This window comes from Luteimonas aestuarii (genome assembly GCF_004357985.1).
Lineage (GTDB): Bacteria > Pseudomonadota > Gammaproteobacteria > Xanthomonadales > Xanthomonadaceae > Luteimonas > Luteimonas aestuarii.
On the sequence record NZ_SMTF01000001.1, the window covers coordinates 393,111 to 416,480 of the forward strand.

Below are 23,370 nucleotides of genomic sequence, written 5' to 3' on the forward strand. Positions count from 1 at the left end.
GAAGGCGGGGGACGTCGCGTTGACACGAGCGGCGGTCGATCCTGACGACGGCACCCCGCACGCTGCGTGTTATCGACCTGCATCCAACTCTTCAAGTCGCAGATCGGCAACATCCACCCATCCCTGCTGTCCGGCATCCAACGCCTCCTGACGGGCACGCGCCAGGGAATTCCTGGCGTCGTCCATACGTCCCTGCCTGCGTCGCCAATCCGCATGCGTGAGCCAGGCGGTATGCGCGATCGAACGGGCGTAGAGCGTATCGACCTTGCCGACATCGGCGATGAGGGAGTGGAACTCCCGCTCGATCCAGTCCGCATCGCCGTCACCGTCGACTGCCATGGTGATCTGCGTGACCCGTACATGAAGGGCCTCCTGGCTGTCTGCGCCGTACTGACGGATGGCGTCGCCACGGGCGGTCGCCATGTGCACTTTCGCCTCGTCGGGCTTCCCGCCACTCGACAGTAGCGTCGCGAGCGCCATGCGATGGATCGCCGCCACGTCCCCGTGCGCAGTGACGCTATCGTCGATCGCCGACTGGATCATGGCAATCGCCTGGTCGCGCCAGGTTGCATCCTGCGACCTGCTGAACATGGACCAGTGCAGGCTGGCCAGGAGGAACCTGGCCTCCAGGGTGGACTCGTGCGAGTGTCCGAGCGTGCTGCCATAGATGTCGATGCCGCGCCCGACCTCGGCGATCGCCTCGTCGATCCGTCCCGACAAGGTATTTACGAACGCTTGCGCCACGTGCACCCGTGCATAGGCCGGGTGCGCTTCACCCAGCGTGGCGACGATGATGTCGCGGGCGCGATCGACGGCATCCTGCGCGCCTGCAATGTCCATGTTGAGTAACCGGATGGAGGTCAGCTCTGCCCATGTCATGCCGGTTTGCGGATGCTTTTCACCGAGCGTGCGCAGCCTGCTTTCCAGCAGTTCCTCCGCCAGTTGCAGGGATTTCTTCTCTCGCCCAGCTTGTCGCGACAGCCGGATCGTGCGCACCAGGGATTCGCGGGCATCATCGGCGATCACGGGATCGGCATCCCGGCTCAGTTCGATCGCGCGCTGCAGGTCGGCTTCGGACTCGGCCATCCGGAAACGCCACCGGTACCATGTGCCGCGCTGGGTCAGCAGTTGCGCGACGACCGCGTCGCCGATGAGCTGCGGAAGTCGCTCGGCATCCCTGATTGCGGATGTAAGCGTGTCGAATGCCTCCCGTGAGCGGCCCTGCCCCGACTGCGCCACCGCAAGCTGGTTGCGCAACCGGATCGATGCGAGACGATGCTGGTCGGACAGGCGCATCCTCAGCAAGGACAAGCCTCGCCGCGCGGTGGCTTCGGCCTGGCGATGCCTCGCCTGCTGGCTTTCGACTTGCGCCAGGGTGGCGAGATTGAATGCCGTGAGCAGCTTGTCCCCCTGCGCCAGGCTCCCCGCTTCGCGAATCAGCTCTTCTGCCCTTGCGTAGTCGCCGATGGCCGCCCAGTTCCTCGCCAGCACGGACAGGCCGCGCGAGCGGACTTCCGGGTGGCCCGCGAGGGACGGCCCCCTGAAGTACGCCTCGTTCCTCTCCAGCATGGCCGCCGGCGCGAGCGGGGCATCGCCCAGCCCCGAAAGCGTGGCCATTCCCATCGCCGATTCGAACGCCCGGTCGACGTGACTGGATGCAACCATGTCCCTCCCGGCTTTCACCTGCTGCCATGTCCAGTACGCGGCAAATCCGCTGATCGCGAGGACGAGCAAACCGACGGCTATCGAAGACGCCCGATTCCTGCGGATGAAGCAGCCAAGCCGGTACCCGAGGCCGCTGCCGTGCGCCGCGACGGGAAACCCGGACAGCCAGTTGCGCAGATCCTGCTGCAACGCTTCGACGCTGTCGTACCGTTCCGCCGGATCATCGTTCACACACCGCAGCAGGATGCTGTCCAGCGCACCCTTCAACGTGCGTGCCAGGATGCGAGCCTCGGAAGCGCCGCGAACGGCCAGCATCGCCGGTGTGGCTTGCATCGCCAGTTCGCTGGGCCGTCCGGGGTCGGCCGCGACGGCAGTGTGCGGAACTGGATGCCGGCCGCAGAGCAACTGGTACAACAGCACGCCGATCGCGTAGATGTCCACGCCAAACCCGACCGGATCGCCCCTCAGCACTTCAGGCGCGGTATAGCCGGATGTGATCGCAAGTCGCCGTCGCTCCCCATGCGTGCCTGGCTCCATCCGCTTTGACAGGCCGAAATCCAGCAGTTGCGGATGGCCGTCGGGCGTCACCAGGAGATTGGACGGCTTGATGTCCTGGTGCAGGATTCCCCTGCCATGGGCGTAGTCGATGGCATCGCAAGCACGTGCGACCAGTTCAACACGTTGGGCGATGGTCCAACCTCTCCGATCGCACCAGTGATCGAGCTGCTCGCCATCCACGCACTGCATGACGAACCATGGACGGTCACTCTCGTCCACCCCGCCATCGAGCAACGGCACGATGTCCGGATGCCGCAGGCTGGCCAGCACGTTGCGCTCTTCCAGGAACGCTTCCACCAGGCTCGGCGTCAGCGCCTCCGTACGCACGTACTTCAAGGCGGCGGTCTGCTGGTATTGGTTGTCTGCCCGCTCCACCCTGTAGACGGTGCCCATCCCGCCACGGCCGACCACTCCCACGACCCTCCATGCGCCCACGATGTTGCCGATCTGGGGGTCCGGAGAGGCTTCTGCGTCCGGACACATCCGCGCCGCCACCGCCTCGACCGGCGCACGGTCCAGGCGGGTGTGTCCGTCAGCCCTGAGCAAGGCCTCCAGGGCCGCGTGCAGTTGCGGATCCTCGTCCTTCAGGATGGCAAGGTGGGACGCACGTTCGTCGGGCCTCATGTCGACATAGCGGTCGAACAACAGCAACGCCCGGGCAACGACGGAACTCATGTTGCGCTTCTCCCAAACTCCGACCACTCACCGCGAACGACAGGACTCTCGCTGCAGATGTCCCGGGCGATGCGCATCGATTGCCTCAATCGCCGCTGCCGAAGAACTTCACTCGCACCATCTCCGCACGACCATCTTCCTGCATTCCCAGCAACTGTACCGTCAGCGGCCTGGAGATTCCTGATCCGTGACGCAGTCCGAATGCGTACTTCTCCGGGCTGAAGTTGTTGCCAGCCACGCTGGCTCCCGCACCCTGGTTGACGTATGCGAAGTATTCCAGGACGGACGCATCGCCAATGACCGCTGCGACGTCCTGCCGGCACAGCGCCGCCACCGCACTCCCGATGCCATCGAACCGGCGCGTGTCGAACCCCTCCGCCACAGCATAGTCTTCCGTCGTACTCCCGGCGAGCACCCCCGACCGCCCTTCCGGCAAGGTCGGAGACCCCGCTGATCTGCCGGGCCAAGGACATCGTGGTCATCACGCGAGTGACGGACGAGGTGACGTAGGCAATCCACGCAACGCCGCACAGTATCCACATGGCCCCCAGCAGCCGCCCGGTGGCGCCGAACATCTTCTTCGCGTGGTCGCCTTCCCCGATGTCGCCACGGAGACCACGCGGTAGAGGTTTTCGGCGAGCCCCTCGCGCCAGGTCCGGGGGAATTCGTCATCGTACTTGCGGTCGAACAAGGTCAGCAGCCACGTCGCCAGCAGCATCAACGCCGTCAGGCCGGCATAGGCGTGCAAATGGCCGCTCTGGCGCAATGCCGAGAGCAGCTTGCCACGGCTACCGGGTCCGTCTCCGATCAGTACCCGCATGCCGGCGTCGTACCAGGGGTGGGTGAAATCCATCGGCCCGGCGCGCTCCTGGCTCGCGGTGAGGTTGGTCACGGCGACATCCAGGTCGCCCTCGGCCACGGCGTCGATGAGATCCCCGAACGTGCGCTGTTCCACATACTCGTGGTTCCAGCCAAGTTCCCTGGCCGCGGACGCCCAGAGCTCGATCGCCATTCCCGCATAGCGCCCCCCGGCATCCTTCATCACCAAGGGCGGACTGACGTACACGCCGACACGGATCGTCTCCGGCACGTCGTCGGCTGGCATCTCACCGGAATTGCCTGTGTCCTGCGCGATGGCTTGTGGCATCCATGCCAGCACCAGGATCAGCGACGCCAGATGGCGGAGCACTCGTGCGACCTGTACGCCATCGCCGGCACGGTCGTCACAACGTCGCATCGTCTGCATCCGCCTCGGAAAGCAGCCGGCACGCGATCCGAACCGGCGCGGCAACGGCAACCCGGACCCCATCCTGGAACATGTCGCAGGCCAGGATGTTGTCCGGCGATGTACGACGCCCCGAATAGACGTTGACGTTCACCTGCGGCTCGCCTTCGACCAGGCCCAGCCGGTACCTGCGCACCGCTCCACCATCGACCAGCACGCTTCCTTCGCCTGCATGCTCGACTTCCACCCGACCGAGGTCGATCAGGCCGACGTCATTGAGCTCGCTGGCGGCCACGCCCTCACGGGCACCGCCAAAATAGCTGGCCGCCACGACCACTGTTTCTGCGGACGCGTCGAGTTGCTGCCGCGCCACGCCGGACAGCGTTACCTCGACGGCAAATGCGAAGGGGTCCGGGGCCTCCGTGGCCGCCCCGACACCCCCTGCGGGCTTCGCCCTGTCGCCACAGGCGACCACCAGCATGCTGGAAAGAACGACCATCACGATCGGTTTGATTGCGGACATTTCCCATTGCTCCTGTGTGGTCAACGGGATCAAGCAGAGTGTCGAAGACACCGTTCGCCAGCGAACCCGCATCACGTGCGCGACACCGGACAGACGCCGGCCCCGCTGTCTCGGGAACGCGCGGGCCGTGCGTTCTCCGGCAAGCGGCGGAGGCCGATTCCCCGCGCCTCATTCCACCGTCAGTTGAGGATGGTCTCGGCGAAGCACGTCGAGAAATCCTTCGGCGCTCCCAGCGCCGTTGCCCACTGGACAAGGCCCGGACGGTCGTCTTCAACCGCCATGCCGGCCCAGACATCCTTGAACTGGTTCCGACCATCGGTGGACTCGAACACGAACCAGCCCGGGTCGGCGACCGGCGTGGTCGCGAGGACCACGCTCCACGCACCGATCGCCATGAACCTGACGATCCCGACAGACGAACTTTCCACCCCTTCCAGCGCGCCCGACACCAGCGCCAGGTATTCGTCGCGACGGGCGTCGCCAAGTCCGGTGTCCGCGCCGTGACAAGGCGCGGTACCGCCTGTGGTGGTTGGCGTGGCCGATGGCGGATCCATCGGCGGATCCGTGGCGACGCCTGCCCCTCCCGGTCGTGCCGGATCATCGCCACTGCATGCAACCAGCAGCGTCAACAAAAACGCAGCGATCATCGATCTGGTCGACATAAAAGTGCGCTCCCGATGGGTGAAGGATGATCGTTCGACTGTACGACGAGGTCCGCCCAGTCAGAGAGGGGCCGGCTGGATCGCAGTGATGAGGACGTCGCTGTTCGTGCAGGCCTCGTCCCGGCAGACGCCGCTGATCCAGACCTGCCCATCGCCGAACATCACGCCCTGCGAGTTCACGAACATCGCGCTGTACTCCTGCGTGGCGACGGCCTGCGCGACATCTGGCGTCACGATGCCGTCCCACGCCGCCACGAATTCCGGTTCGCTCGCGATCTTGCGCGGCTTGCCGCTGATCCTGACCTCGATCGGATAGCTCACCAAGGCGGCGACAGCCTCCTTGTCGCCGGCCACCACCGCCTTCTGCACGCGTTCGATCACATCGCGATAGACGTTGTGGTCGCCGCCCAGCACCGTGTCGATCGCCTGGTCCACGTCGGCGGCGTCGTTGGCCGCTGCCGTCCCTTCGTCTGCCTGCGGGCCGGCGATCGCATCGTTTCCGGCGAGGGATTCCGGCGCGGCCTGCGGTTCCTCGCCCGCCGGGTCAGCGCACGCGGTTACCGCCAGCAACATCGCCGCCACCAGCAGTCCGCGCCAGCCCTGGAAGATCGACTTTTTGTCCATCGTCGCGCTCCGAATGCTCAGTTGTTGTCGGAATTGCTGGAAAACTCGGTCTGCCCGGGCTCAGGCGGGGAGTCGTCGGAGAACCTGCCCTGACCCGGCTCGGGCGGAGCGTCATAGGACCTGGCATCCGGATTGTCCACCAGACAGCCCGTGCCGTGGCAGCCTGTGTAACCCGACCCCGTACGCCCGGTATGGGTATAGTTGTTGGAGGTCGTATGTTTCTTGTCGCTGGCCGCGCCCTCGATCAATGCGCCCAGGATCAGCCCGGCAACCGCCGCGCCCGCATCGTGGCCGCGCTCATCGTAATGCCGGGCCCCCTCGTCATGGGAACCCGCCTGGCCGTGGTGGTAGCCACCGGGATCGGCGAACACTCCCGAACAGCCTTCGCTGACCCAGATGCGTCGCGTCGCGGGGTTGAAACCCCAGGTTCGATTGACGATGCAGGCGCTATGCGAGCTTTGATAGACCAGTTGCGGTGCGCTCAACGGTGCGTAGCACTCGTTGTAGGCGTAGTTGTGCGATACGCACTCGACGGTGGTATCCGCGGCTGTCGCATTGCCGGCAAGCAATCCGCCACCGGCCAGTACCGCCAGAATGCTCAAGTTCCTGTACATCACTGTCACCTCCGTGGTGTGCCCCCGCGGCATGCGGGAAGCAGGTGGGTTCTTGCCTTGGTTTCGTGATTTACGGGCCAATCCGGTCATGAAGCAGAGAGCCGACGGACAGATACAAGGAATCCATGCCCCTTCCGCCCTGTCCTAACCGACCAGAATTGGCTGACTTGCATGCGTGGTCGACACGAACGATCAAGCCCTCCTTGCCTGGACGAGAAGATCAACTCCAGTCTCCTCGATAGACAAACCTGGGCATGTTCCAGTCGTACCGGATGGCCAGAATGCGAAAGGTGAAGCCGGCAATCATCGACAGGATCATGGCCAGATCGTGCTGCAGTCCAATGTCCTGGCCGCCCATGTAGAGCAACCCGGTCGTCAGCGATATGCTGGCGTACAGTTCCTTGCGGAACAGCAGTGGCGTCTGTCCACACAGCACGTCCCGAAGCATGCCTCCACAGGTTCCCGTGATCATCCCGCTCACCAGCACAATGGCGAACGGCATCGACAATTCACTGGCGACGTTGCAACCGATGACCGTGAACACCACGAGCCCAACCGCATCAAGCAACAGAAACAGCCGACGCAAGCGCAGGACCAGAGGCGCCAGAAGTCCGACCGACAACGCCGCCGTCAGGGTGTACGCCAGGTACTCGGGATGCTGGACCCACGCCAGCGGGTGGTGGCCCAACAGCACATCCCGCACGGTGCCGCCCCCCAACGCGGTCACGCAGGCGATCACGCAGACGCCGAACCAGTCCATCTCCCTCCGCCCGGCCACCAGGGCGGCCGACATGGCTTCCGCAACGATGGCCACCAGATACGCAATGTGCAGCGCCATGCCTTCCCCGTCGTGTCCCACATCCATGACCTGCCGATACCCTGGCCTCGTCGGCGCACGCGGCCAAGGCCGCAGCGCCCCCACCATCGTCCAGCCCGCGATCCGCTACACTGACTGCAGTTGCCCACACATATCGCGCAACAGTCCGGGGCGGATGCCGACAGGCGTCCACCCTTCCCATTGCTGACCGTTTCGGGGAATACGGGCACCACAGGACATGACCACCAACTCCGCCTACCCGGGCCCAGCAAAAGCCGGTCTCCAGGACCCGGTGGGTGCCGACGCGGTCGAATCGGTGACGCAGTTGCTCGTGGATGCGGAAAGCGGCAACGATGCGGCCTGGAACAGGATCTATGCGCTGGTCTACCACGACCTCCACAGGATCGCCCGCACCCAGATCCGTCTGCACTATCAGCCTGGCCTCTCTCCCTCGTCGCTCATCAGCGAAGCCTGGATCAAACTGGCGCGGACACAGGCTTCCGTTTCCTGCCGCCCGCATCTGATGTCGCTTGTGGCCCGGGCGATGCGTTTCGTTCTGCTGGACGAAGCAAGACGGGCGATGACGGGCAAGCGTGGCGGCGAGGTCCACGTGGAGCATCTCTCGACCATGGACGACCTGCGCGTGGACAGCCAGATCGAGGAGTTGCTGGCACTCGACAAGGCGCTCGAGGCACTGTCCCGCGTGGATGAGCGGCTGATGAGGGTCGTTGAACTACGCTACTTTGGCGGCCTGGACGAGGGGGAAATCGCCACGCTGCTCGGCGTCACCGAACGCACGATACGGCGGGACTGGCGCAAGGCACGCGCCTACCTGCAAAGCCACCTCGACACAGCCGACAACGGCTGATCCCGGCCCGTTCGTTTCCATGTCCGGTTGCACGGGGTTTCTCCGAACCCCTGAGTGCCCTCAACACATGGAGTCGAACCGATGCGTACGAACCACCTCGTCCTGGCGGCATTCGCTGCCTGCGCCCTGACCGCCTGCGCACCCAAGCCCCATGCAGTCAAGGCAGCCTACGTACCCCAGGCCATCTACCAGAACATGAGCTGCAACCAGATTGCCGCCGAAGCGGTCAACGTCTCGAACCGTGCCCACGACGCCATCGGTACCGAACGACGCCATCGCCATCAGGACCAGGCCATCACCGCCGCGGGACTGGTGGTGTTCTGGCCGGCGCTGTTCTTCACCCATGGCCACAATGCCCGGTCCGCCACCGAGCTGGCCCAGCTCAAGGGCGAGATCGAGGCTCTGGAAGCGGTCTCCGCCCAGAAGGGGTGCGGCATCCAGTTCGACAGGGCCTGACAAGGACTCGTTCTCAGCCTGAAACGCCCGCTCAGTGCAGGTACCGTCCGGTGCAAAGCACCCTCGCGTGAGGATGGGGGGCGTTTCCGAGGCTGGATCACGCGACACCCCGGCCGGATCCGGAACACGCGTGTTCACAAAACGAAAGGCCCCGGGAAACCGACTTCCCGGGGCCTTGCATCCTGGTGCCGGAAATAGGAATCGAACCTACGACCTACGCATTACGAATGCGCCGCTCTACCAACTGAGCTATTCCGGCGGGGCCGCAGATTCTAGGGGCTGGCGCCTGCCCGGTCAAAGGCGCAGGCCCGCCAGCCGTTCGCAGGCGGTCGCACACAGGGATGTTCCGAGAAAAAAATCCCGAATGCCGGGCACCCGGCCGCGACCTTCAGGCTTGTTGGCGTCCATGAAATGCGGGGCGATCCCGGGCAACATCTCCTGCCCGATCGATGCCCGGGCATCAGCCGGGATACTTCGGGAACTTCTCATCGGGATGGTTCGCTTTCCACTCCCGGTGCGACACGGTTCCAACCCATGCGCTGAACGCCTTCGGGGGACGCCCCCTGCCCGACCAGGTTTCACCCGTGTGCGGCAGCCAGTACTTCGGGGCCACTTCCTTCCCCGACCCTGCCTTCTTCGCGCGCAGGCTCGGCTTGGCACCCGACGCAGCGACGATCTCGGACCGCTGCTTGTCGCTGAACTCGTCCCCGAAACTGGACAGAAGCTCGAGGATGCGGGCATGGGCTGCGTTGGCTTCCTCGCGCCGGAGTTCCAGCTCCTGCTTTTCCAACTGGCGCAGCTCTTCGGCCAGCTTGGCCTTGGCGGTCGCAATCGAGTCGAGCGTGGGCTTGTTCATTCGGTGATCCCGGGAAACCAGCAATCAGGAAGTGTAACGGGTCGATACAGGCCGGACTGCCGGAAACCGCCGGAGCGCGTTCCGGAACCAGGCCGGGACGCTGGGCGCATCGACGGCCAGCGTCGGTCTACCCTGCGGGGCATCCCGGCTCGGACGCAGTCTTCTGCAGCAGGCGGGCCTTGCCCGACCCATAGAGACGGTCCGACTCACTCCACCAGATGGAGCCGCAACTCCCTGGGCAGTGCAAACACCATGTTCTCCGGCTCGCCCTCCAGCTCGCGCACACCGCTGGCGCCCAGCTGGCGCAGCCGGTCCAGCACGCCCTGCACCAGCACGTCGGGGGCCGAGGCGCCCGCGGTCACGCCGATGTGGCGTCGGCCGTCCAGCCAGCGCGGGTCGATCTCGTCGGCGCCGTCGATCAGGTAGGCCTCCACGCCGTCGCGCTCGGCCAGTTCACGCAGGCGATTGGAGTTGGAGCTGTTGGGCGAACCGACCACCAGCACCAGGTCGCACTGGCGCGCCAGGTCGCGCACCGCGTCCTGGCGGTTCTGGGTGGCGTAGCAGATGTCGTCGTTCTTCGGCCCCTGCAGCGCCGGGAAGCGCGCCTTGAGGGCGGCGATGATGTCGCGCGTGTCATCGACCGACAGCGTGGTTTGGGTGGTGTAGGCGATATTTTCCGGCTGTCCCGGATCGAGGTAGGCCACGTCCTCGAGATCCTCGACCAGATGGATGCGGCCACTGCGGTGTTCGGCCTTCCACTGCCCCATCGTGCCTTCCACCTCGGGATGCCCGGCGTGGCCGATCAGTACGACGTCGCGGCCGGCGCGGCAGTGGCGCGCCACCTCGAAATGCACCTTGGTGACCAGGGGACAGGTCGCGTCGAACACCTTCAGGCCACGGCGGGCGGCCTCGTCGCGCACGGCCTGCGAAACGCCGTGTGCGCTGAAGATCACGGTGTTTCCGTCGGGCACTTCGTCGAGCTCCTCGACAAAGATCGCGCCACGCTGCTTCAGGTCGTCCACCACGAAGCGGTTGTGCACCACCTCGTGGCGTACGTAGATCGGCGCGCCCAGCGTCTCGATGGCACGCTTGACGATCTCGATGGCACGGTCGACGCCGGCGCAGAAACCGCGGGGATTGGCAAGGACGATGTCCATAAGCACCGAAGTTTACCGGAGCATGGTTAACGCAGCCGCGACGGACGCGAAAAGGCGCCTGCCGCGGATACGATCGCCCTTCCCCGCGCGCGGGGCATTGTGCCCTTCACGGGCAGAAGGGGACGGGATGGGGGCGAGGCGCAGTCTACGCCTGCCCGCGCGAACCGTCGCCATCCGCCGCGGAACGCTGCGACTTGCCCTGGAACAACCCGAACACGGCGATGCCGATGGCGCCCCCCACCACCGCGCAGTCGGCGATGTTGAACGCCGGCCAGTAGTAGTCCTTCCAGTGCCACTGGATGAAGTCGATGACATGGCCGTGGATCTGGCGGTCGATGATGTTGCCCAGCGCGCCGCCGATCACCAGCGCGAACGGCAGCGCGGTGCGCCAATCGCGACGCGGGGTCTTCGACAGCCAGAACGCAAGCACGCCACTGATGCCGATGGCGAGCACGGTGAAGAACCACTTCTGCCAGCCACCGGCGCCCGCGAGGAAGCTGAAGGCCGCGCCAGTGTTGTAGGTGCGGTACCAGTTCCAGAAGCCCTCGATCACCGGGATGGCGGTGTACTCGGGCAGGCTGGACAGCACCCAGGCCTTGGTCCACTGGTCGAGCGCGATGACGACCACGGAAACAGCCAGCCAGGCCAATGCATTGGGTTTGGGGGAAGCGGTCATGGCGCGGGTCTCGTCGTCCCGGCGAAGGCCGGGACCCAGTGGCTTTCGATGGGCGCAACATCCAACACACCAAGACGCTGGGTCCCGGCATTCTCCGAGATGACGGTTCGGGTGGGCTGCGTGCGGCTTGTCAGAACCATTTGCGATCCTCGCCCGGACCTACCACGTTCGACACGCAGCGGCCGCACAATTGCGGATGTTCCGCGTGGCTGCCCACGTCGGCACGATGGTGCCAGCAGCGCACGCACTTGGTCTTCTTCGTGGGCGTGGCCACGATGCGCGACTCGGTACCATCGAACGGCACCACGGTCACGTCTCCGCTGATCAGCAGGAAGCGCAGCTCATCGACCAGGGGCGCAACCCGGATGTGGTCGGCGGTGCCGGCATGCAGTTCGATCTCGGCTTCCAGCGCCGCACCGATCTCGCCGGTGGCGCGCATCGGCTCCAGCACCTTGGCGACCTGCTCGCGCAGCGCCAGCAGCCGATCGAAGTCATTCGCACCCAGTGGCGCATCCGCCGGCAAGGGGGCCAAGCCGTCGTACCAGGTGGCGAACAGGACGTTGCCGGCGCGTTCGCCTGGCAGGTAAGCCCACAACTCGTCGGCGGTGAAGCTAAGCACCGGCGCGATCCAGCGGGTGAATGCTTCGGCGATGCGATACATCGCACTCTGCGCGCTGCGCCGGCCACGCGAGTCCTCGCGCATGGTGTACAGCCGGTCCTTGGTGACGTCGAGATACAGCGAGCCGAGGTCGATGCTGCAGAAGTTCAGCAGCGTTTGCACGATTTCGGCGAAATCGTAGCGATCGTACGCGGCCTTGATCTTCTCCTGCACTTCCCAGGCACGATGCACGATCCAGCGATCCAGCGCGACCATGTCGTCGAGCGGGCGCAGGTCTCGCACCGGGTCGAAGCCGTTGAGGTTGCCCAGGAGGAAGCGCGCGGTATTGCGGATGCGGCGGTAGGCGTCGGCGTTGCGCTTGAGGATCTCCTGCGACAGCGACATCTCGTTGCTGTAGTCGGCGCTGGCGATCCACAGGCGCAGGATGTCCGCGCCCAGCGTCTTCATGATGTCCTGCGGCTCGATGCCGTTGCCCAGCGACTTCGACATCTTGCGGCCGTGCTCGTCCACGGTGAAGCCGTGGGTCAGGCACTGCCGGTACGGCGCGGCCTTGTCGATGGCCACGCCGGTCAGCAGCGACGACTGGAACCAGCCGCGATGCTGGTCGGAGCCTTCCAGGTACAGGTCGGCCGGCTTGCCGAGGCCACGCTCCAGCAGCACGCCCTCGTGGGTGACGCCGGAATCGAACCAGACGTCGAGGATGTCGGTGATCTTGTCGTAGTCCTTCGCCTCGTCGCCCAGCAGCTCGGCGGCATCGAGCGAATACCACACGTCCACGCCACCCTGCTCGACGCGGTCGGCCACCGCACGCATCAGTTCGGTGCTGCGCGGATGCGGCTCGCCGGTCTCGCGATGCACGAACAGTGCGATCGGCACGCCCCAGGTGCGCTGGCGCGAGATGGTCCAGTCCGGGCGGCCTTCCACCATGCCCGCAATGCGCGCCTCGCCCCACTGCGGGAACCAACCGACGGTCTTGATCGCCGCCAGCGCGTCGTTGCGCAGGTTGGCCTGCTCCATCGAGATGAACCACTGCGGCGTGGCGCGGAATGCGATTGGCGTCTTGTGCCGCCAGCAGTGCGGATAGCTGTGTTCGAACTTGCTGAAGGCCAGCAGCGCGCCACTGGTTCGCAGCACGTCGGTGATCGTTTCGTTCGCCTTCCAGATATGCAGGCCGGCGAGCTCGGTGCCGTGCGCGGCGGGCGTCGACGGCAGGTAGACGCCACGACCGTCGACGGGATTGAGCTGCGCGGCGGTGTAGGTGTCGAGCAGTCCGTACTGTTTGCCGACCGCGTAGTCCTCCTGGCCGTGGCCGGGCGCGGTATGCACGGCGCCGGTGCCATCCTCGGCCGAGACGTGGTCGCCCAGCAGGATCGGGATGTCGCGCTCGTCGTAGAACGGATGCGCGAACGACAGACCTTCGAGCAACTCGCCTTTGGCTCGCCCCAGCACCGTCGTTTCCTCGACGCCATAACGCCGCAGCGCGCGTTCGGCCAAGGCGTCGGCCAACACCAGCCAGCGGCGCTTGCCGTCGTGCGACGGGCCTTCGACCAACGCGTACTCGAGCTCGCCACCGAGCGAGATCGCCAGCGATGCCGGCAGCGTCCACGGCGTGGTGGTCCAGATCGGCACCGCAACTTCGACGTCTTCCGGCACTTCCACGCCGAACTTGCGCGCCACCGCCTGCGGGCTGCGCGCCGCATAGGCCACGTCGATCGCGGGCGACACCTTGTCGGCGTACTCGATCTCGGCCTCGGCCAGCGCCGAGCCGCAATCGAAGCACCAGTGCACGGGCTTCACGCCGCGGGTGAGGTGGCCGTTGTCGACGATCTTCGCCAGCGCGCGGATCTCGTTCGCCTCGAAGCGGAAATCCAGCGTCTTGTACGGGTTGTCCCAGTCGCCCAGCACGCCCAGGCGCTTGAAGTCCCTGCGCTGGACCTCGATCTGCGACTCGGCATATTCGCGGCACTTCCGGCGGAACTCGACGGCATCGAGTTTCACTCCGACCTTGCCGTACTTCTTCTCGATCGCAATCTCGATCGGCAGGCCGTGGCAGTCCCAGCCCGGCACGTAGGGCGCATCGAAGCCGGCCAGGGTCTTCGACTTGACGATGATGTCCTTGAGTATCTTGTTGACCGCGTGGCCGAGGTGGATCGCGCCGTTGGCGTACGGCGGGCCGTCGTGCAGCACGAACAGCGGGCGGCCCCTGGCGTTGTCGCGCAACTGCGCGTACAGGCCCTCCCTTTCCCAGCGTTCCAGCGTCGCCGGCTCGCGCCTGGGCAGGTCGCCACGCATCGGGAAGTCCGTCGCGGGCAGCAGGATCGTCGGTTTGTAGCGGTTGTCGTCAGAACTCACGCGCAGGCCTGTGTGGGGTTGTACTGCAACAGGCGACGCGCTTGGGCCGCGTCGCGATCCATCTGCGCGACGAGCGTCGGCAGGTCGGGGAACTTCTCTTCGTCACGCAACCGCGCCACGAATTCCACCTCGATCCGGCGCCCGTACAGGTCGCCATCGAAATCGAACAGGTGCGCTTCCAGCAGCGGTTCGAGGCCGCCGACCGTCGGACGCGTGCCGAAACTCGACACCGACGGCCACGGTGTGTCGCCCACGCCGTGCACGCGCGTGGCATAGATGCCGCGCAAGGCCGGCACCTTGTCGCCGAAGCGCAGGTTGGCGGTCGGGTAGCCAAGCGTGCGGCCGAGCTGCTTGCCACGCACGACGCGACCGGACACGGCGTAGGGCTTGCCGAGCAGTTTCGAGGCCGCAGCGAAATCGCCGGCCACCAGCGCCTGGCGGATGCGCGTGCTGGACACGCGCTCGCCATCGAACAGCACGGGATCGATCTCGTGCGCAGTGAAGCCGTGGCGCCCCCCCTCGGCCCGCAGTACCGCAACGTCGCCGGCACGACGATGGCCGAACCGGAACGCCGGCCCCACCCATACCTCGCGTGCGTGCAGGCGCTGCACCAGCAAGGCCTCGACGAAGGCTTCGGCCGACATGGCCGACAGCGTCGCGTCGAAGCGCAGCAGGCCCACGATGTCGATGCCCAGCTCGCGCAGCCCTTCGTACTTGGCGCGTGGCAACCCCAGTCGTGGCGGCGGCGAACCTCCGGCGAAGAACTCCCGCGGCAGCGGCTCGAAGCTCAGCGCTACCGCAGGCACGCCAGATTCACGCGCACGCGCGACCGCACGCCGCACCAGCGCGCGATGGCCCAGGTGCAGGCCGTCGAACGCACCGATGCAGACCACACTGCCGTCCGGGCACGAGGTGCCGCCGGCGATGTCGCGGAAAAGCGTGTTCATGGGAACCCTGAAGTATAGCCGTGGGGCGGTTTGTTCCGGCTCCGGCCGGCGCCGGCGCGGGAATCCATCCCGTCGCCCCCGGGAAGGCGGGGGTGAGGACGGATGGCTTGCGAGCCATTGGCTCGTATCCACCCGAACGCGCGAGCGCGGGGCGCGAGGGCCGGGGATCGGACACCCGACGACGTTGCGGGCGCGAAGACACGTCCATGGATCCCCGCTTTACTCGCGCTACGCGCTCGCCCTTCGGCCCGGCTGTCGCCGTTCACTCGCTGCGCTCGTGTCGCGGGGGATGACGAGCGAAAAACGTGCCGCCCGAGCCGCCTTCAATGCTTCAGGTGCCGGGGTCGCAGGCCGCAGGCCGCCATGGCCACCAGGTACGTCCCCGCACCCGCGGCGATGGTCGCGCCCAGCCAGCCCACGCGATGCTGCCAGCCGATGATCGTCGTCCAGTCACCGATCCAGCCGCGCAGCGCCAGCACCACGGCCGCCATCGCCATGCAGGCCACCAGCAGCCGCAGGGCGAACCCACCCCACCCGGCCTGCGGCCGGTAAAGCCCGGCCCGGCGCAATGCGCGCCACAACAGCCAGGCATTGAAGATGCCCGCCAGCGCCGTGGCCAGCGCGATGCCGCCGTGCGCGCCCGGGATGCCCTGGAGCCACAGCGGCGTGGTGATGGCAATGGTCAGTACCACGTTGGCGACCACCGTCCAGATCGCCGCGCGCATCGGCGTCCTGGTGTCCTGTCGCGCGAAGAACGCCGGCGCCAGCACCTTGGTCAGCATGAAGGCCGGGACGCCCAGGCTCATCGCGGTCAGACTGATCGCGGCCATGCGCGTATCGAACGGCGTGAACTGGCCGTAGTTGTAGACCGTGGCGGTGATCGGCTCGGCCAGCAGCAGCAGGCCCAGCCCGGCCGGCACGCCGGCCAGCAGCGCCATCCGCAGCGCCCAGTCCAGCGAATGGCTGTAGCCGGCGGCATCCTCGGCCGCATGACGACGCGAGAGGTGCGGCAGGATCACCGTGCCCAGCGCGACCCCGAACAGCCCCAGCGGGAACTCGACCAGGCGGTCCGAGTAGTACAGCCAGTCCACGCTGCCGGCCGCCAGCAGCGAAGCGAACGCGGTCCCGACGATCAGGTTCACCTGCGCCACCGAGGACGAGAACAGCGTCGGCAGCATCAGCCGGCCGACCTTGCGCACCTGGGGGTGGCCGAACCCCGGCCGCAGCCGCGGGCGCAGGCCGAACCGGCCCAGCATCGGCCACAGCAACGCCAACTGCAGGAAGCCGGCGACCAGCACACCCCAAGCCAGCCCCACCGGCGGCAGCTCGAAGCGTGGCGCCAGCCACAGCATCGCCGCAATCATCGTCAGGTTGTGCAGCACCGGCGTGAAGGCTGGCAGGCCGAAGCGGCCGTGGCTGTTCAGGATCGACGCCGCCAGCGACATCATCGAAATGAACAGCAGGTACGGGAACGTGATCCGCAGCATCTGCGCGGTCTGTGCGAGCAGTTCCGGCTGGTCGGCCCAGCCCGGGGCGAACAGGCGCGCGACCAGCGGCGCCAGCAGCATGCCCAGCCCGCAGACCACCAGCACCACGGCGCAGAGTGCGCCGGCCATGTGGTCGACGAAGGATTTCAACGCCGCCTTGTCGCCCTTTTCCTTGATCTCGTTCAGCACCGGCACGAAAGCCATCGCCATCGAGCCTTCGGCGAACACCCGGCGCAGGAAGTTGGGGATCCGGTAGGCCACGATGAAGGCGCTCATCGCCCCCCCGGTGCCAAACAGGGTGGCCTGCAGCATGTCGCGGGCGAAGCCGGCGATCCGCGACACCAGGGTCATGCCGCTGAACACGGCGGTGGACCGCAGCAGCCCGCCACGGCCAGCCACCGCCTTCGCGGGCGCCGCGCCGGACGGGTCGTTGGCGCCCGGATCCGGGCTGCTCACGGGCTCCGCCCCGCGGCGGGGGGCATGTTGACGCAAGCCATTGAATCCCCCATAATTTCCGGCTCCTTATTCCCGAATCCCGGCACTCGCCGGTTTTCGACGTTCAAACCCTTACCCGTTTCCAGGATTCCAACGTGGCCAACATCAAGTCCGCCAAGAAGCGCGCCAAGCAGACCGTCGTGCGCAACGCGCGCAACACGGCCCAGCGCTCGCAGCTGCGCACCGCAGTCAAGAAGGTCGTCAAGGCGCTCGACGCCAACGATGCCGCCGGCGCCGAAGCCGCCTTCGCCGTCGCCCAGCCGCTGCTCGACCGTTTCGGCTCGCGCGGCCTGATCCACAAGAACAAGGCCGCTCGCCACAAGAGCCGCCTGACCGCACGCATCAAGGCCCTCAAGGCCGCCTGATCGCAGCCTCGCTGCATCGGCACCGAAAGACCCGGCGCAAGCCGGGTTTTTTGTTGCGTGAGGAAAAACTTCCCTTCCCTTCCCCCGCTCGCGGGGGAAGGTGGCACGGAGCGCCGGATGCGGGCGCCTTCTCGCGCCTGCGGCGCTCCCCCATCCGCCTTCGGCACCTTCCCCCGCAAGCGGGGGAAGGGAAGCCGCCGAGAAATCCGCGTCAGTCTGCATTCGTCGCGACCGGACCATTTCCGTCCGCAGCCTCGCGCTGCACGCGCGCCCGCTCATCCAGATGCGCCTGCACCTTCAGCATCACCTCGCGCGTGCCCTCGTGGGCCAGGCCGGAAATGATGAACCACGGCGCGTCCCAGCCCAGCTCGGACACGATGCGCTCGCCGAGTTCCCGCGCATCCTCGGCCGGGATCAGGTCGGCCTTGTTGAGCAGCAGCCAACGCGGCTTGTCCAGCAGGCCGGCATCGAACTTCCCGAGCTCGCGCTCGATGGTGCGGATCTGCTCGACGGCATCGCTGCCGTCCAGCGGTTCGATCTCGACCAGGTGCAACAGCAGGCCGGTGCGCTGGATATGGCGCAGGAACAGCGCACCCAGTCCCGCACCATCGGCCGCGCCTTCGATCAGCCCCGGGATGTCGGCGATCACGAAACTCCGCGCCGGCTCCACGCTGACCACGCCCAGGTTCGGATACAGCGTGGTGAACGGATAGTCGGCCACCTTCGGTGTCGCCGCCGACACCGCACGGATCAGGGTGCTCTTGCCGGCATTGGGGAAGCCCAGCAGGCCCACGTCGGCCAGCAGCTTCAACTCCAGCCGCAGGGTGCGCTCCTCGCCCGCGGTGCCCGGGGTGGACTGCCGCGGCGTGCGGTTGGTCGAGCTCTTGAAGTGCATGTTGCCCAGGCCGCCCCTGCCGCCCTGCGCGACCAGAAGCCGGTCGCCGTGGCGGGTCAGGTCGCCGATCACCTCGTCGGTATCGACGTTGTGCACCACGGTGCCGACGGGCACGACGATGATCCGGTCCTCGCCGCCCTTGCCGTACATCTGGCGGCCCATGCCGTTCTCGCCGCGCTGCGCGCGGAAGACCTTCTCGTGGCGGAAATCGACCAGCGTGTTGAGGTTCTCGTCGGCCACCAGCCAGACGCTGCCACCGTCGCCACCATCGCCACCGTCCGGCCCACCCATCGGGATGAACTTCTCGCGCCGGAAGCCCACGCAGCCGTTGCCGCCGTTGCCGGCGATGACGGTGATTTCTGCTTCGTCGACGAGTTTCATCGGGGCGATTCTTCAGGCAATGCGGGCACGTTGCCCGGTGTGTGTGGGGTGCGGATGAAGTGTGGCGCATCCGCAAACGAAAAGCCCCGCACGCGGCGGGGCCTTCGCTCGACATGTCGCGAGGATCAGGCCTCTGCGACCACGCTGACGGTGCGGCGCTTCTTCGGACCCTTGGTGGAAAACTCCACCGTGCCGTCGACCAGCGCGAACAGCGTGTGGTCGCGGCCCAGGCCCACGCCCGGACCCGGATGGAACTGGGTGCCGCGCTGGCGCACGATGATGTTGCCGGCGTCGATGGCCTGGCCACCGTAGATCTTCACGCCGAGGTACTTCGGGTTGGAGTCGCGGCCGTTGCGCGAGGAACCTACGCCCTTTTTGTGTGCCATGGCTGCTTCTCCTTACTTGTTGTCGCCACCGGCGATGCCGGTGATCTCGATTTCGGTGTAGTGCTGGCGATGTCCCTGCCGCTTCATGTGGTGCTTGCGGCGGCGGAACTTGATGATGCGCACCTTGTCGGCGCGGCCATGGGCCACGACCTTCGCGGTGACGCTGGCGCCCTCGAGCGCATCGCCGATCCTGATGCCGTCGCTGTCGCCGAGCATCAGGATGTTGTCGAACTTGATCTCGTTGCCGGCTTCGGCATCGAGCTTCTCGACGCGGAGCGTTTCGCCCTGCGCCACGCGGTACTGCTTACCGCCTGTCACTACGACTGCGTACATGTGGAGCCTCTCGTGTTCGGTGTTGGTTCTGTAGTTATTCTTGGACCTGGCCGCCATCGAGGGCGGACAGAAGCGGAATTGTAGGGGATTCAGGCAGTTAGGGTCAAGCCACCCGGGCGCCTGCCCGGCCAGCCCTGCCACTGGCTGTAGCGCTGCCACTGGCTGTCTCGACTGCCGAGACGGGGCACGGGCATGCTGGCATTCCGGGGCTCAGCCCCCACTTACGAGGCCACCGGCAGGCGATGGAAACCAGCGATCAGGCGCCCCGGCGGGGCTGTCCTGGTGCCGCTGGGGGTGTAGCCGCCCGCTTCATCACGACCTGCTAGTCTGATCGATTTCCTCCCGCCGGCCCTCCCCCGCCCCCAACCGGATCCCACACCGATGGCGATGGACACCATCCGCATTCGCGGTGCCCGTACCCACAACCTGAAGAACGTCGACCTCGACCTGCCACGCGACAAGCTGATCGTGATCACCGGCCTGTCCGGCTCGGGCAAATCGTCCTTGGCGTTCGACACCATCTACGCAGAAGGCCAGCGCCGCTACGTCGAGTCATTGTCGGCGTACGCGCGCCAGTTCCTCAGCGTGATGGAAAAGCCCGACGTCGACCATATCGAGGGGCTGTCGCCCGCGATCTCGATCGAGCAGAAGTCGACCAGCCACAACCCGCGTTCGACCGTGGGCACCATCACCGAGATCTACGACTACCTGCGCCTGCTGTACGCACGCGTGGGCCTGCCGCGATGCCCGGACCACGGTTACCCGCTGGAAGCGCAGACGGTCAGCCAGATGGTCGACCAGGTGCTGGGGCTCGACGCGGGCAAGCGCTGGATGCTGCTGGCGCCGGTGGTGCGCGAGCGCAAGGGCGAGCACGCGCAGGTGTTCGAGCAGCTGCGCGCGCAGGGCTACGTGCGCGTGCGCGTGGACGGCGTACTGCACGAGATCGATGCGGTGCCGCCGCTGGCGCTGCGGGTCAAGCACACCATCGAAGCGGTGATCGACCGCTTCAAGGTCCGCGACGACCTCAAGCAGCGCCTCGCCGAATCGTTCGAGACCGCGCTCAAGCTGGGCGACGGCATGGCGTCCGTGCACGACATGGACGACGACGGTGCCGAAACGCTGCTGTTTTCGTCGAAGTATTCGTGCCCGGTGTGCGACTACGCGCTGCCGGAGCTGGAGCCGCGCCTGTTCTCGTTCAACTCGCCGGTCGGCGCTTGCCCCACCTGCGACGGTCTCGGCGTATCCCAGTTCTTCGATCCATCGCGCGTGGTGGTGCACCCGGAGCTGTCGCTGGCCGCGGGCGCCGTGCGTGGCTGGGACCGCCGCAACGCCTACTACTTCCAGTTGATCCAGTCTCTCGCCAAGCACTACGGGTTCAAGGTGGATACCCCATGGCAGGAGCTGGACGAGGCCTCGCAGCAGGCGGTGCTGTTCGGCAGCGGCAGCGAGACGATCACCTTCAACTACATCACCGATGCCGGCGGCCGCACCCAGCGCAAGCACCGCTTCGAGGGCATCGTGCCGAACCTGGAACGGCGATACCGCGAGACCGAGTCGTCCGCGGTGCGCGAGGAACTGACCAAGTACATCAGCGAGCGGCCGTGTACCGACTGCGGTGGCGCACGGCTCAACAAGGCTGCGCGCAGCGTGTTCGTCGCCGACCGTCCGCTGCCGGAACTGGTGGTACTGCCGATCGACGAGGCGCTGTCGTTCTTCAGCACGCTCACCCTTGCCGGCTGGCGTGGCGAGATTGCGACCAAGATCGTCAAGGAGATCAATGAACGACTCGGCTTCCTGGTGGATGTCGGCCTCGACTACCTGACGCTGGAACGCAAGGCCGACACGCTCTCGGGCGGCGAAGCGCAGCGCATCCGCCTGGCTTCGCAGATCGGCGCGGGCCTGGTCGGCGTGATGTACGTGCTGGACGAACCCAGCATCGGCCTGCACCAGCGCGACAACGAGCGCCTGCTGGGCACACTGACGCGTTTGCGCGACTTGGGCAACACGGTGATCGTGGTCGAGCACGACGAGGACGCGATCCGGCTGGCCGACCATATCGTCGACATCGGTCCCGCGGCTGGCGTGCACGGCGGCGAAGTGGTCGCACAGGGCACCTACGCCGACGTGCTGAAGGCACCACGTTCGCTGACCGGGCAATACCTGTCCGGAAAGCGCCGCATCGAAGTGCCGAAGACGCGGCACAAGCCGAATCCGAAGATGCAGCTCAAGCTGCTCGGCGCATCGGGCAACAACCTGAAGAACGTCGACCTGACCATTCCCTCTGGCCTGTTCACCGCGATCACCGGTGTGTCCGGCTCGGGCAAGTCGACGCTCATCAACGACACGCTGTACGCGCTGGCCGCCAACGAAATCAACGGCGCTTCGCACAAGCCTGCGCCCTATCGCGACGTGCAGGGACTGGACCTGTTCGACAAGGTCGTCGACATCGACCAGTCGCCGATCGGGCGTACCCCGCGCAGCAACCCCGCCACCTACACCGGCCTGTTCACGCCGCTGCGCGAACTTTTCGCGCAGGTGCCGGAATCGCGTGCGCGCGGCTACTCGCCGGGGCGCTTCAGCTTCAACGTGCGCGGCGGCCGCTGCGAGGCCTGCCAGGGCGACGGCCTGATCAAGGTGGAGATGCACTTCCTGCCTGACGTGTACGTGCCCTGCGACGTCTGCCATGGCAAGCGCTACAACCGCGAGACGCTGGAAATCCTCTACAAGGGCCATAGCATCCACGACGTGCTGGAGATGACGGTCGAGGACGCGCTGGCGCTGTTCGAGCCGGTGCCGTCGATCGCGCGCAAGCTGGAAACGCTGATGGACGTGGGCCTGAGCTACATCAAGCTGGGCCAACCTGCGACCACGCTGTCGGGCGGCGAGGCGCAGCGCGTCAAACTGTCGAAGGAACTGTCGCGCCGCGATACCGGGCGCACGCTGTACATCCTCGACGAGCCCACCACCGGCCTGCATTTCCACGACATCGAGCACCTGCTGGCGGTGCTGCACAAGCTGCGCGACGACGGCAACACGGTGGTGGTGATCGAACACAACCTCGACGTGATCAAGACCGCGGACTGGGTGGTCGACCTGGGACCGGAGGGCGGCCATCGCGGCGGCACCATCCTTGCAGAGGGCACGCCCGAGGAGGTCGCGCGCATGGCGAAGTCCCATACCGGCCGTTTCCTCGCCAAGACCCTTGACGCCGCCGGCACGGCGAGTGCCGAGGCGCCGCGCAAGCCGGCGAAGAAGGCAACCAAGGCCAGCCGCAAGACTGTCGGCGCGAGGGCCAGGGCATGAGCCTCGACAACCGCACCGCCCTGTTCCGCATGCCGATCGAGTTGCGCTGGCGCGACCTGGACGCGTTCAACCACGTCAACAACTCGAACTTCATGACCTACCTCGAGGAGGCGCGCATCCGCTGGTTCGACTCGGTCGGCGAAGCCTGGGTCACGGAGGAGACCGCGCCGCTGCTGGCCGCGGTGCAGATGAACTATCGCGTGCCGATTCCGTATCCCTCCAGCGTGGTGGTGGAGCTGTATGCCGAACGCGTCGGTACGACCAGCGTCACCGTGGGCCATCGCATCGCCAGCGAGGACGGCACCGTGCTGCATGCCGACGGGCACGTGGTGATGGTCTGGATCGATCGCCGCAGCGGCCGCCCGACGCCGCTGCCGGAGGCAATCCGCCGGGTCGCAAGCGCATAGCGCCGACGGCCGGGGCGCGCAGCG

Annotated in this window: 22 protein-coding genes and 1 tRNA gene; 5 read left to right on the forward strand and 18 right to left on the reverse strand. The window is 66.5% G+C overall.

Annotated elements, in window-relative coordinates; translation table 11 throughout:
- Positions 1-69: 69 nt before the first annotated feature.
- The 8 genes from E2F46_RS01895 to E2F46_RS01930 all read right to left on the reverse strand — a co-directional run bounded on the left by E2F46_RS01895 (position 70) and on the right by E2F46_RS01930 (position 7,384).
- Positions 70-2,898, reverse strand: coding sequence for a serine/threonine-protein kinase (locus E2F46_RS01895; protein WP_133320465.1), 2,829 nt, complete (start codon positions 2,896-2,898; stop codon positions 70-72).
- Between the two features lie 85 nt (positions 2,899-2,983).
- Positions 2,984-3,280, reverse strand: a complete 297-nt coding sequence (locus E2F46_RS01900; protein WP_243720266.1) for a type 2 periplasmic-binding domain-containing protein — start codon at positions 3,278-3,280, stop codon at positions 2,984-2,986.
- A gap of 99 nt (positions 3,281-3,379) precedes the next feature.
- Entirely contained in the window at positions 3,380-4,135 is a 756-nt protein-coding gene (locus E2F46_RS01905) for a transporter substrate-binding domain-containing protein (protein WP_165967320.1), read from the reverse strand.
- Positions 4,122-4,679, reverse strand: a complete 558-nt coding sequence (locus E2F46_RS01910; protein ID WP_133320468.1) for a hypothetical protein — start codon at positions 4,677-4,679, stop codon at positions 4,122-4,124. Before E2F46_RS01910 ends, E2F46_RS01905 begins: the two co-directional genes overlap by 14 nt.
- A 146-nt stretch (positions 4,680-4,825) precedes the next feature.
- Positions 4,826-5,200 (reverse strand): hypothetical protein, encoded by a 375-nt coding sequence (locus tag E2F46_RS01915; RefSeq protein ID WP_133320469.1) that lies wholly within the window; start codon positions 5,198-5,200, stop codon positions 4,826-4,828.
- 168 nt (positions 5,201-5,368) lie between these two features.
- Positions 5,369-5,890: a hypothetical protein gene (locus E2F46_RS01920; RefSeq protein ID WP_133320470.1), complete on the reverse strand. Its 522-nt coding sequence runs from the start codon at positions 5,888-5,890 to the stop codon at positions 5,369-5,371.
- Positions 5,891-5,949: 59 nt separating this feature from the next.
- On the reverse strand, positions 5,950-6,546 hold the full coding sequence (locus E2F46_RS01925) for a DUF3011 domain-containing protein (RefSeq protein ID WP_133320471.1): 597 nt from the start codon (positions 6,544-6,546) through the stop codon (positions 5,950-5,952).
- Positions 6,547-6,766: 220 nt separating this feature from the next.
- Entirely contained in the window at positions 6,767-7,384 is a 618-nt protein-coding gene (locus E2F46_RS01930) for a trimeric intracellular cation channel family protein (protein WP_133320472.1), read from the reverse strand.
- 217 nt (positions 7,385-7,601) lie between these two features.
- On the opposite strand from E2F46_RS01930, the gene E2F46_RS01935 reads away from it, so the two are divergent.
- Positions 7,602-8,231 carry an ECF-type sigma factor gene (locus E2F46_RS01935; protein WP_133320473.1) on the forward strand — a complete coding sequence of 210 codons (630 nt, stop codon included), beginning with the start codon at positions 7,602-7,604 and terminating at the stop codon, positions 8,229-8,231.
- Positions 8,232-8,312: 81 nt separating this feature from the next.
- Positions 8,313-8,687, forward strand: a complete 375-nt coding sequence (locus E2F46_RS01940) for a hypothetical protein (RefSeq protein ID WP_133320474.1) — start codon at positions 8,313-8,315, stop codon at positions 8,685-8,687.
- A gap of 183 nt (positions 8,688-8,870) precedes the next feature.
- Here E2F46_RS01940 and E2F46_RS01945 read toward each other — a convergent pair.
- The 7 genes from E2F46_RS01945 to murJ all read right to left on the reverse strand — a co-directional run bounded on the left by E2F46_RS01945 (position 8,871) and on the right by murJ (position 17,162).
- Positions 8,871-8,946 (reverse strand) — tRNA-Thr (locus tag E2F46_RS01945).
- A 201-nt stretch (positions 8,947-9,147) separates the two neighbouring features.
- Positions 9,148-9,543 (reverse strand): H-NS histone family protein, encoded by a 396-nt coding sequence (locus tag E2F46_RS01950; protein WP_133320475.1) that lies wholly within the window; start codon positions 9,541-9,543, stop codon positions 9,148-9,150.
- 206 nt (positions 9,544-9,749) lie between these two features.
- Entirely contained in the window at positions 9,750-10,700 is a 951-nt protein-coding gene (gene ispH, locus E2F46_RS01955) for a 4-hydroxy-3-methylbut-2-enyl diphosphate reductase (protein WP_133320476.1), read from the reverse strand.
- Between the two features lie 145 nt (positions 10,701-10,845).
- Positions 10,846-11,376, reverse strand: coding sequence for a signal peptidase II (lspA, locus tag E2F46_RS01960; RefSeq protein ID WP_133320477.1), 531 nt, complete (start codon positions 11,374-11,376; stop codon positions 10,846-10,848).
- A 130-nt stretch (positions 11,377-11,506) separates the two neighbouring features.
- Entirely contained in the window at positions 11,507-14,287 is a 2,781-nt protein-coding gene (ileS, locus tag E2F46_RS01965) for an isoleucine--tRNA ligase (RefSeq protein ID WP_243720273.1), read from the reverse strand.
- 56 nt (positions 14,288-14,343) lie between these two features.
- Positions 14,344-15,294 carry a bifunctional riboflavin kinase/FAD synthetase gene (locus E2F46_RS01970; RefSeq protein ID WP_133320479.1) on the reverse strand — a complete coding sequence of 317 codons (951 nt, stop codon included), beginning with the start codon at positions 15,292-15,294 and terminating at the stop codon, positions 14,344-14,346.
- A gap of 323 nt (positions 15,295-15,617) precedes the next feature.
- Positions 15,618-17,162 (reverse strand): murein biosynthesis integral membrane protein MurJ, encoded by a 1,545-nt coding sequence (murJ, locus tag E2F46_RS01975; protein ID WP_425599790.1) that lies wholly within the window; start codon positions 17,160-17,162, stop codon positions 15,618-15,620.
- A 209-nt stretch (positions 17,163-17,371) separates the two neighbouring features.
- On the opposite strand from murJ, the gene rpsT reads away from it, so the two are divergent.
- Positions 17,372-17,641, forward strand: a complete 270-nt coding sequence (gene rpsT, locus E2F46_RS01980; protein WP_133320480.1) for a 30S ribosomal protein S20 — start codon at positions 17,372-17,374, stop codon at positions 17,639-17,641.
- A gap of 211 nt (positions 17,642-17,852) precedes the next feature.
- Here the strand turns inward: rpsT and cgtA are convergent, their stop codons facing one another.
- The 3 genes from cgtA to rplU all read right to left on the reverse strand — a co-directional run bounded on the left by cgtA (position 17,853) and on the right by rplU (position 19,636).
- Positions 17,853-18,917 (reverse strand): Obg family GTPase CgtA, encoded by a 1,065-nt coding sequence (cgtA, locus tag E2F46_RS01985; RefSeq protein ID WP_133320481.1) that lies wholly within the window; start codon positions 18,915-18,917, stop codon positions 17,853-17,855.
- A gap of 125 nt (positions 18,918-19,042) precedes the next feature.
- Positions 19,043-19,303, reverse strand: a complete 261-nt coding sequence (gene rpmA / locus E2F46_RS01990; RefSeq protein ID WP_133320482.1) for a 50S ribosomal protein L27 — start codon at positions 19,301-19,303, stop codon at positions 19,043-19,045.
- Between the two features lie 12 nt (positions 19,304-19,315).
- Positions 19,316-19,636, reverse strand: a complete 321-nt coding sequence (rplU, locus tag E2F46_RS01995) for a 50S ribosomal protein L21 (RefSeq protein ID WP_133320483.1) — start codon at positions 19,634-19,636, stop codon at positions 19,316-19,318.
- 381 nt (positions 19,637-20,017) lie between these two features.
- On the opposite strand from rplU, the gene uvrA reads away from it, so the two are divergent.
- Both uvrA and E2F46_RS02005 read left to right on the forward strand, forming a co-directional pair.
- Positions 20,018-22,939, forward strand: a complete 2,922-nt coding sequence (gene uvrA, locus E2F46_RS02000) for an excinuclease ABC subunit UvrA (RefSeq protein ID WP_133320484.1) — start codon at positions 20,018-20,020, stop codon at positions 22,937-22,939.
- Positions 22,936-23,346: an acyl-CoA thioesterase gene (locus E2F46_RS02005; RefSeq protein WP_133320485.1), complete on the forward strand. Its 411-nt coding sequence runs from the start codon at positions 22,936-22,938 to the stop codon at positions 23,344-23,346. Before uvrA ends, E2F46_RS02005 begins: the two co-directional genes overlap by 4 nt.
- Positions 23,347-23,370: the final 24 nt, after the last annotated feature.

Coding starts and splice junctions, on each gene's coding strand:
- E2F46_RS01935 (WP_133320473.1), top strand. CDS start 7,602: ATGACCACCAACTCCGCCTACCCGGGCCCAGCAAAAGCCGGTCTCCAG.
- E2F46_RS01970 (WP_133320479.1), bottom strand. CDS start 15,294: ATGAACACGCTTTTCCGCGACATCGCCGGCGGCACCTCGTGCCCGGAC.
- E2F46_RS01895 (WP_133320465.1), bottom strand. CDS start 2,898: ATGAGTTCCGTCGTTGCCCGGGCGTTGCTGTTGTTCGACCGCTATGTC.
- E2F46_RS01940 (WP_133320474.1), top strand. CDS start 8,313: ATGCGTACGAACCACCTCGTCCTGGCGGCATTCGCTGCCTGCGCCCTG.
- E2F46_RS02005 (WP_133320485.1), top strand. CDS start 22,936: ATGAGCCTCGACAACCGCACCGCCCTGTTCCGCATGCCGATCGAGTTG.
- ispH (WP_133320476.1), bottom strand. CDS start 10,700: ATGGACATCGTCCTTGCCAATCCCCGCGGTTTCTGCGCCGGCGTCGAC.
- E2F46_RS01930 (WP_133320472.1), bottom strand. CDS start 7,384: ATGGCGCTGCACATTGCGTATCTGGTGGCCATCGTTGCGGAAGCCATG.
- E2F46_RS01915 (WP_133320469.1), bottom strand. CDS start 5,200: ATGGATCCGCCATCGGCCACGCCAACCACCACAGGCGGTACCGCGCCT.
- cgtA (WP_133320481.1), bottom strand. CDS start 18,917: ATGAAACTCGTCGACGAAGCAGAAATCACCGTCATCGCCGGCAACGGC.
- E2F46_RS01905 (WP_165967320.1), bottom strand. CDS start 4,135: ATGCGACGTTGTGACGACCGTGCCGGCGATGGCGTACAGGTCGCACGA.
- ileS (WP_243720273.1), bottom strand. CDS start 14,287: ATGCGTGGCGACCTGCCCAGGCGCGAGCCGGCGACGCTGGAACGCTGG.
- rplU (WP_133320483.1), bottom strand. CDS start 19,636: ATGTACGCAGTCGTAGTGACAGGCGGTAAGCAGTACCGCGTGGCGCAG.
- E2F46_RS01950 (WP_133320475.1), bottom strand. CDS start 9,543: ATGAACAAGCCCACGCTCGACTCGATTGCGACCGCCAAGGCCAAGCTG.
- lspA (WP_133320477.1), bottom strand. CDS start 11,376: ATGACCGCTTCCCCCAAACCCAATGCATTGGCCTGGCTGGCTGTTTCC.
- rpmA (WP_133320482.1), bottom strand. CDS start 19,303: ATGGCACACAAAAAGGGCGTAGGTTCCTCGCGCAACGGCCGCGACTCC.
- E2F46_RS01925 (WP_133320471.1), bottom strand. CDS start 6,546: ATGTACAGGAACTTGAGCATTCTGGCGGTACTGGCCGGTGGCGGATTG.
- uvrA (WP_133320484.1), top strand. CDS start 20,018: ATGGCGATGGACACCATCCGCATTCGCGGTGCCCGTACCCACAACCTG.